At 64.4% G+C, this 6,216-nt stretch carries 12 protein-coding genes; all 12 read left to right on the top strand.

Annotated elements, in window-relative coordinates; all coding sequences use genetic code 11:
• The coding region (locus JWQ05_RS04825) for a 30S ribosomal protein S17 (protein ID WP_299655342.1) at positions 1-166 on the top strand (166 nt) is incomplete at its 5' end.
• Positions 167-513: 347 nt separating this feature from the next.
• Positions 514-882, top strand: coding sequence for a 50S ribosomal protein L14 (rplN, locus tag JWQ05_RS04820; RefSeq protein ID WP_055949294.1), 369 nt, complete (start codon positions 514-516; stop codon positions 880-882).
• Entirely contained in the window at positions 882-1,199 is a 318-nt protein-coding gene (gene rplX, locus JWQ05_RS04815; protein WP_055949297.1) for a 50S ribosomal protein L24, read from the top strand. The genes rplN and rplX overlap by 1 nt, the downstream gene beginning before the upstream one ends.
• Positions 1,192-1,758 carry a 50S ribosomal protein L5 gene (gene rplE / locus JWQ05_RS04810; RefSeq protein WP_055949300.1) on the top strand — a complete coding sequence of 189 codons (567 nt, stop codon included), beginning with the start codon at positions 1,192-1,194 and terminating at the stop codon, positions 1,756-1,758. Before rplX ends, rplE begins: the two co-directional genes overlap by 8 nt.
• Positions 1,759-1,798: 40 nt before the next feature.
• Entirely contained in the window at positions 1,799-2,104 is a 306-nt protein-coding gene (rpsN, locus tag JWQ05_RS04805; RefSeq protein WP_299655333.1) for a 30S ribosomal protein S14, read from the top strand.
• 12 nt (positions 2,105-2,116) lie between these two features.
• Positions 2,117-2,512 (top strand): 30S ribosomal protein S8, encoded by a 396-nt coding sequence (rpsH, locus tag JWQ05_RS04800; protein WP_055881679.1) that lies wholly within the window; start codon positions 2,117-2,119, stop codon positions 2,510-2,512.
• Between the two features lie 24 nt (positions 2,513-2,536).
• Positions 2,537-3,070, top strand: a complete 534-nt coding sequence (rplF, locus tag JWQ05_RS04795) for a 50S ribosomal protein L6 (protein ID WP_299655309.1) — start codon at positions 2,537-2,539, stop codon at positions 3,068-3,070.
• A gap of 12 nt (positions 3,071-3,082) precedes the next feature.
• Positions 3,083-3,445, top strand: a complete 363-nt coding sequence (gene rplR, locus JWQ05_RS04790; RefSeq protein WP_299655306.1) for a 50S ribosomal protein L18 — start codon at positions 3,083-3,085, stop codon at positions 3,443-3,445.
• A 92-nt stretch (positions 3,446-3,537) separates the two neighbouring features.
• Positions 3,538-4,125 carry a 30S ribosomal protein S5 gene (gene rpsE, locus JWQ05_RS04785; RefSeq protein ID WP_056171334.1) on the top strand — a complete coding sequence of 196 codons (588 nt, stop codon included), beginning with the start codon at positions 3,538-3,540 and terminating at the stop codon, positions 4,123-4,125.
• A 12-nt stretch (positions 4,126-4,137) separates the two neighbouring features.
• Complete coding sequence (gene rpmD / locus JWQ05_RS04780; protein WP_299655294.1) at positions 4,138-4,329, top strand: 50S ribosomal protein L30; 192 nt, start codon at positions 4,138-4,140, stop codon at positions 4,327-4,329.
• Between the two features lie 11 nt (positions 4,330-4,340).
• The gene (gene rplO / locus JWQ05_RS04775) at positions 4,341-4,844 is read left to right on the top strand and encodes a 50S ribosomal protein L15 (protein WP_299655291.1); all 504 of its coding nucleotides are present in this window, start codon (positions 4,341-4,343) and stop codon (positions 4,842-4,844) included.
• A 122-nt stretch (positions 4,845-4,966) separates the two neighbouring features.
• The coding region (secY, locus tag JWQ05_RS04770) for a preprotein translocase subunit SecY (protein WP_299655288.1) at positions 4,967-6,216 on the top strand (1,250 nt) is incomplete at its 3' end.

Here is a 6,216-nt window from a genome sequence, read left to right as displayed (position 1 = left end):
GAAGACCGTCCGTCGCTCGAAGAACTATCACGCCCACGACGAGGCGAACGTGGCCAAGGTCGGACAGACCGTGTCGATCGAAGAGTGCCGTCCGTTCTCGAAGACCAAGACCTGGAAGCTCATCGACAGTGGCACTGCCGCCGAGGCTGTGTCTGCCGAGGCCTGAGCCCGACCGAGGAACGTCTGAGCGGGTGCAGGCCACTGCACCCGCTTTTTCATTGCCCGGGCTCCGCCGGTCTTTGGATCGCTATACGGCGGTGGGTTCCCCAGGGGGTCCGTCGTGAACCAAATAAATCTTGCGCGTGTAGGCCGTCCAGGGTATGGGGCATGCCTTCGCGAGATTTCAGAGGGGTGTTCGCACCTTTCGTACGCGGCAGCCGCGCCGGTGTCCAAAACATCGCTTGCGCGGTGCTTCACATGAGCCGGGGACATCAGATCCCCATCAGGCGTCGTCCGCCGGACAATACCGTCCGTGTGCGGAAACCCGTCTGAAACAAGGAAAGGTCACTGCCCGTGATCCAGATGCAAACGAATCTGGACGTCGCCGACAACTCTGGTGCGCGCCGCGTGATGTGCATCAAAGTTCTGGGCGGGTCGAAGCGTAAATATGCCGGTGTCGGTGACATCATCGTGGTCTCGGTGAAGGAAGCGATTCCCCGTGGTCGCGTGAAGAAGGGCGACGTCATGAAGGCGGTCGTCGTGCGCACGGCCAAGGAAGTGAAGCGTCCCGACGGTTCGGTGATCCGCTTCGACAAGAACGCTGCCGTTCTGATCAACAATCAGAAGGAGCCGATCGGCACCCGCATCTTCGGACCGGTTCCGCGCGAGCTTCGCGCCCGCAACCACATGAAGATCATCTCGCTCGCGCCGGAGGTGCTGTAATGGCCGCCAAGGTCAAGAAAGGCGACAAGGTCGTCGTCCTCACCGGTCGTGACAAGGGTCGCTCCGGCGAGGTCATTCAGGTGCTGCCCAAGGAAGACCGCGCCTTCGTGCGTGGTATCAACCTTGTCAAGAAGCACCAGAAGCAGACGCAGAACCAGGAAGGCGGCATCGTCTCCAAGGAAGCTGCGATTCACCTGTCCAACATCGCCGTCGCCGACCCCAAGGATGGTCAGCCCACGCGCGTTGGTTTCCGCATTCTCGACGACGGCCGCAAAGTCCGGTTCGCCAAGCGCTCGGGGGATCTGATCGATGGCTGAGAAGAACACTGACGGGTACACCCCGCGTCTGCGCAAGCACTACGACGAGGTTGTGCGCCAGAAGCTGATCGAAGAGTTCGGCTACAAGAACCCCATGCAGGTTCCGGTCATCGAGAAGATCGTGATCAATATGGGCGTCGGCGAGTCCACCGCCGATTCCAAGAAGGCTACCGTCGCCGCTGGTGACCTTGCGCTGATCGCCGGTCAGAAGCCGGTCATCACGCGGGCCCGGAAGGCCATCGCGACCTTCAAGGTTCGCGAAGGGATGCCCATCGGCTGCAAGGTCACGCTTCGCAAGCAGCGCATGTACGAGTTCATGGACCGGCTCATCACGATCGCGCTCCCGCGCGTCCGCGATTTCCGTGGCCTGAACCCGCGTTCCTTCGACGGCAACGGCAACTACGCGCTTGGCCTGAAGGAGCACCTCGTGTTCCCGGAGATCTCGTACGACAAGGCCGAGGCCACCTGGGGCATGGACATCGTCATCCAGACGACGGCCCGCACCGATGCTGAGGCGCGCGCGCTCCTCACGCAGTTCCGATTCCCGTTCCGGCAGTGAGCCCCCGCTAGGGTCTCAGACGCGGACACCGGAGAGAGAAATGGCAAAGAAAAGCTCGATCGAGAAGAACAAGCATCGCGCGGAGCTCGTGAAGCTCTACGCTCCCAAGCGCAAGGCGCTGCTTGCAACGGCGAACGACGAGTCCCTTGAGATGGAGGAGCGCTTCGAGGCGCGCCTTAAGCTCGCGGAGCTCCCCCGCAATTCGTCGCCCACCCGCGTCCGCAACCGCTGCGGCATGACGGGCCGTCCGCGCGCCTTCTATCGCAAGATGGGCATCTCGCGCATCGCGCTGCGCGAACTCGGCAACCAGGGTCTGATCCCCGGTCTCGTCAAGTCGAGCTGGTAAGGAGCAACCACCATGGTCAACGATCCCGTGGGTGACATGCTCACCCGCATCCGCAACGGTCAGCAGCGTCGCCGCAACGTCGTCCAGACGCCGGGTTCGCGTCTGCGCGCCAGCGTGCTCGACGTCCTCAAGTCCGAGGGCTACATCCGCGATTACGCGACCACCGATTACGGCAACGGCCGTACCGAGTTCGCCATCGAGCTGAAATACTACGACGGTCAGCCCGTCATTCGCTCGATCCAGCGCGTGTCGAAGCCCGGCCGTCGCGTCTACTCGTCGGTTGGCGAGCTGCCGCGTGTCGCCGACGGTCTCGGCGTCACCATCGTGTCCACCCCGCAGGGCGTCATGGCCGACCACGAGGCGCGCGAGCGCAACGTCGGCGGTGAAGTGCTCTGCAAGGTGTTCTGATCTCGGACTTGGAGGAATAAGGCGATGTCTCGCGTAGGCAAGAAGCCCGTTCCCGTCCCGTCCGGCGTGACGGCTACGGTGACCGGTCAAACGGTGACAATGAAGGGCTCCAAGGGTGAGCTCCAGTTCGTCGTCCCCAACGTGGTGGACGTGAAATTCGAGGATGGCGCCGTCGCGGTGCAGCCTCGCAACCAGACCAAGGAGGCCCGCTCGCTGTGGGGCACCTCCCGGGCCCAGGTGGCGAACCTCGTCGAGGGCGTCTCCAAGGGCTTCGAGAAGAAGCTTGAGATCACCGGCGTCGGTTACCGCGCCGCGATGGCGGGCAAGGCCTTGAAGCTCTCGCTCGGTTACAGCCACGACATCGAGTACGAGATCCCCGCTGGGATCACGATCGCGGTGCCGAAGCCGACGGAGATCGTCATCACCGGCATCGACCGGCAGGTGGTCGGTCAGGTTGCCGCCGAGATCCGCGACTATCGCGGCCCGGAGCCCTACAAGGGCAAGGGCGTGAAGTACGCGGGCGAGTTCATCTTCCGCAAGGAAGGCAAGAAGAAGTAAGGGCCGGCCAACATGTCACGCAAAATCGATGCACTCGACCGCCGTAAGGCGCGTGTGCGCCGCGCGCTGCGGGCGGCGGCCAATGGACGGCCCCGGCTCTCGGTGTTCCGTTCCTCCAAGCAGATCTACGTCCAGGTCATCGACGACGCGCAGGGCAAGACCCTCGCTTCGGCTTCGTCCCTGGAGAAGGATGTGCGCGGCGCTCTCAAGACCGGCGCCGACGTGGCGGCGGCTGAGGCCGTCGGCAAGCTCGTCGCCGAGCGCGCCAAGGCGGCTGGCGTCACCCAGGTGATCTTCGATCGCTCGGGCTACCTCTATCATGGGCGCGTCAAGGCGCTCGCCGAAGCCGCCCGTGAGGGTGGCCTCGAGTTCTAAGATTGGCGGGCGGGAGCGGCTCAGCCGCTTCCGAATCCTGACGATTCAAGCGAGCGGGTCCGCCACCCGCGCCAGTGAGATGGAATTTCAGTATGGCACGTGAACGTGAAGGCGGTGGCCGCGGCCGCCGCGATGAGCGCGAGGAGCGCGACAGCGAGTTCGTGGACAAGCTCGTCCACATCAACCGCGTCGCCAAGGTGGTGAAGGGTGGCCGTCGCTTCGGCTTCGCTGCTCTCGTCGTCGTCGGCGACCAAAAGGGCCGCGTCGGCTTCGGCCACGGCAAGGCTCGCGAAGTGCCCGAGGCGATCCGCAAGGCGACGGAAGCTGCTAAGCGCGGTCTTGTCCGCGTGGCGCTTCGCGAAGGTCGCACGCTGCACCACGACGTCCAGGGACGTCACGGCGCCGGCAAGGTGATCCTGCGCGCCGCTCCGCAGGGAACCGGCATCATCGCCGGCGGCCCGATGCGCGCCGTCTTCGAGACGCTGGGCATGCAGGACGTCGTGGCCAAGAGCCTCGGGTCTTCGAACCCCTACAACCTGGTGCGCGCGACCTTCGACGCGCTGAAGAACGAAGACAGCCCGCGTTCCGTCGCGGCCCGTCGCGGTCTCAAGGTGTCGGCCCTCCAGGCGCGCCGCCGTGATGCCGATCCGTCCGACTTGTCCGAAGCCGCCGTCGCGTAAGGGGAGGGTCCAATGGCACAGAAGACACTCCGCGTGGAGCAGATCGGTTCGCCGATCCGCCGCGAAGGCGACCAGCGCGCAACGCTGATCGGCCTCAAGTTGAACAAGCTGCATCGGGTTTCCGAGCTGGAGGATACCCCCTCCGTGCGCGGCATGATCCGCAAGGTGCAGCACCTCGTGCGTGTCCTTGGCGACGCGGCCTGAGGGAGGGCATCATGAAACTGAATGAACTCCACGACAACGTCGGCGCCACCAAGAACCGGATGCGCGTCGGCCGGGGGATCGGCTCCGGCAAGGGCAAGACCGCGGGGCGCGGCGTGAAGGGTCAGAAGGCCCGCACCGGCGTCTCCATCAAGGGCTTCGAGGGCGGTCAGATGCCGCTGCATCGTCGCCTCCCGAAACGCGGCTTCAACAACCTGTATTCGACGGACCTGAACGAGGTGAACCTCGGCCGCGTCCAGCAGGCCGTCGATGCCGGCCGCATCGAGGCGGGCGCCACCGTCACTGTCGAGACCCTGATCGCCGCGGGCATCTGTGCCCGCGCCCGTGACGGTGTGAAGCTCCTCGGCGTCGGCGAACTCACCACCAAGCTGACCATCGAGGTCACCCGCGCGTCGAAGTCGGCGATCGAGGGTGTCGAGAAGGCCGGCGGCACCGTCACCGTGACCTACGGCGACGGCGTGTCCACCCGTGGCAAGCCCGCCCGCGTGGTTGCGTAGCCTCGCGTCTGACTTTAAGTCGAAGCTCTGAGCGGCGGCCCGTGCGACCTCGCGCGTGGCCGCCGTTTCAGTTTATCGGGGAGCCGTCGCTCCCGTAAGAAACGATCTCAGGAATCGGTGCCATGGCCTCAGCCGCCGAGCAGCTTGCCGCGAACCTCAATTTCGGGGCCATCGCCAAGGCCGACGAGCTCAAGAAGCGCATCTGGTTCACGCTGGGTGCGCTGATCGTGTTCCGCCTCGGCACCTACATTCCGATCCCGGGTATCGACCCTGAGCAGTTCGCGCGGAACTTCCAGCAGCAATCCGGCGGCGTGCTCGGGCTTTTCAACATGTTCTCCGGCGGTGCCGTCGAGCGCATGGCGATCTTTGCGCTCAACATCATGCCGTACATCTCGGCTTCCATCATCATTCAGTTGCTGACCTCGGTGATCCCGAGCCTCGAAGCGCTGAAAAAGGAGGGCGAATCCGGCCGCAAGGTCATCAACCAGTACACCCGCTATCTGACCGTGGTCCTGGCTCTGGTCCAGTCCTGGGGCATCGCCTTCGGTCTTCAGAGCTCGAGCGCTGCGATCGATCCGGGTCCGTTCTTTCTCCTGTCGACTGTCATCACCCTGACCGGCGGTACGCTGTTCCTGATGTGGATCGGCGAGCAGATCACGTCGCGCGGTATCGGCAACGGCTCCTCCCTGATCATCTTCGCCGGCATCGTCGCCCACTTGCCGGTGGCGATCGTCGGCGCCTTGGAACTGAGCCGCACCGGCGCGCTTTCGTCGGCCGTAATCCTCGGCATGGGCGTCGCCGCGATCGCGTTGGTGTACTTCATCGTGTTCATGGAGCGCGCCCAGCGCCGGCTCCTGATCAACTACCCCAAGCGCCAGGTCGGCAATAAGATGTACGAGGGCCAGACCTCGTTCCTGCCCCTGAAGCTGAACACCGCTGGCGTGATTCCGCCGATCTTCGCGTCCTCGCTCCTGCTGCTGCCCGCCACCGTGGCGAGTTTCTCGGCCAACAACGGCGGCACCGGCATCCTGGCGACGATCACCACCTACATCGGCCACGGTCGGCCGCTCTACATGGTGCTCTATGCCGCGCTGATCATTTTCTTCGCCTTCTTCTACACGGCGGTCGTGTTCAACCCTGAGGAGACAGCCGACAACCTGAAGAAGCATGGTGGCTTCATACCGGGCATCCGCCCCGGGGAGCGGACGGCGGCCTTCATCGACAAGGTGCTCACTCGCATCACGCTGATCGGCGCCCTGTACCTGACCTTCGTCTGCCTGGTTCCGGAAATCCTGGCCTCGTACTCATCCGCCAGCATCGGCTTTGGCGGCACCTCGCTCCTGATCGTCGTCTCCGTCACGATGGACACCGT

This window comes from Methylobacterium sp. (assembly GCF_028290105.1).
Lineage (GTDB): Bacteria > Pseudomonadota > Alphaproteobacteria > Rhizobiales > Beijerinckiaceae > Methylobacterium.
Note: the sequence above shows the minus strand (reverse complement) of the source record. Positions and strands in the feature narration are given on the sequence as shown.

Coding starts and splice junctions, on each gene's coding strand:
- rplF (WP_299655309.1), top strand. CDS start 2,537: ATGTCTCGCGTAGGCAAGAAGCCCGTTCCCGTCCCGTCCGGCGTGACG.
- rplE (WP_055949300.1), top strand. CDS start 1,192: ATGGCTGAGAAGAACACTGACGGGTACACCCCGCGTCTGCGCAAGCAC.
- rpsE (WP_056171334.1), top strand. CDS start 3,538: ATGGCACGTGAACGTGAAGGCGGTGGCCGCGGCCGCCGCGATGAGCGC.
- rplX (WP_055949297.1), top strand. CDS start 882: ATGGCCGCCAAGGTCAAGAAAGGCGACAAGGTCGTCGTCCTCACCGGT.
- rpsN (WP_299655333.1), top strand. CDS start 1,799: ATGGCAAAGAAAAGCTCGATCGAGAAGAACAAGCATCGCGCGGAGCTC.
- rpmD (WP_299655294.1), top strand. CDS start 4,138: ATGGCACAGAAGACACTCCGCGTGGAGCAGATCGGTTCGCCGATCCGC.
- rplO (WP_299655291.1), top strand. CDS start 4,341: ATGAAACTGAATGAACTCCACGACAACGTCGGCGCCACCAAGAACCGG.
- rpsH (WP_055881679.1), top strand. CDS start 2,117: ATGGTCAACGATCCCGTGGGTGACATGCTCACCCGCATCCGCAACGGT.
- rplR (WP_299655306.1), top strand. CDS start 3,083: ATGTCACGCAAAATCGATGCACTCGACCGCCGTAAGGCGCGTGTGCGC.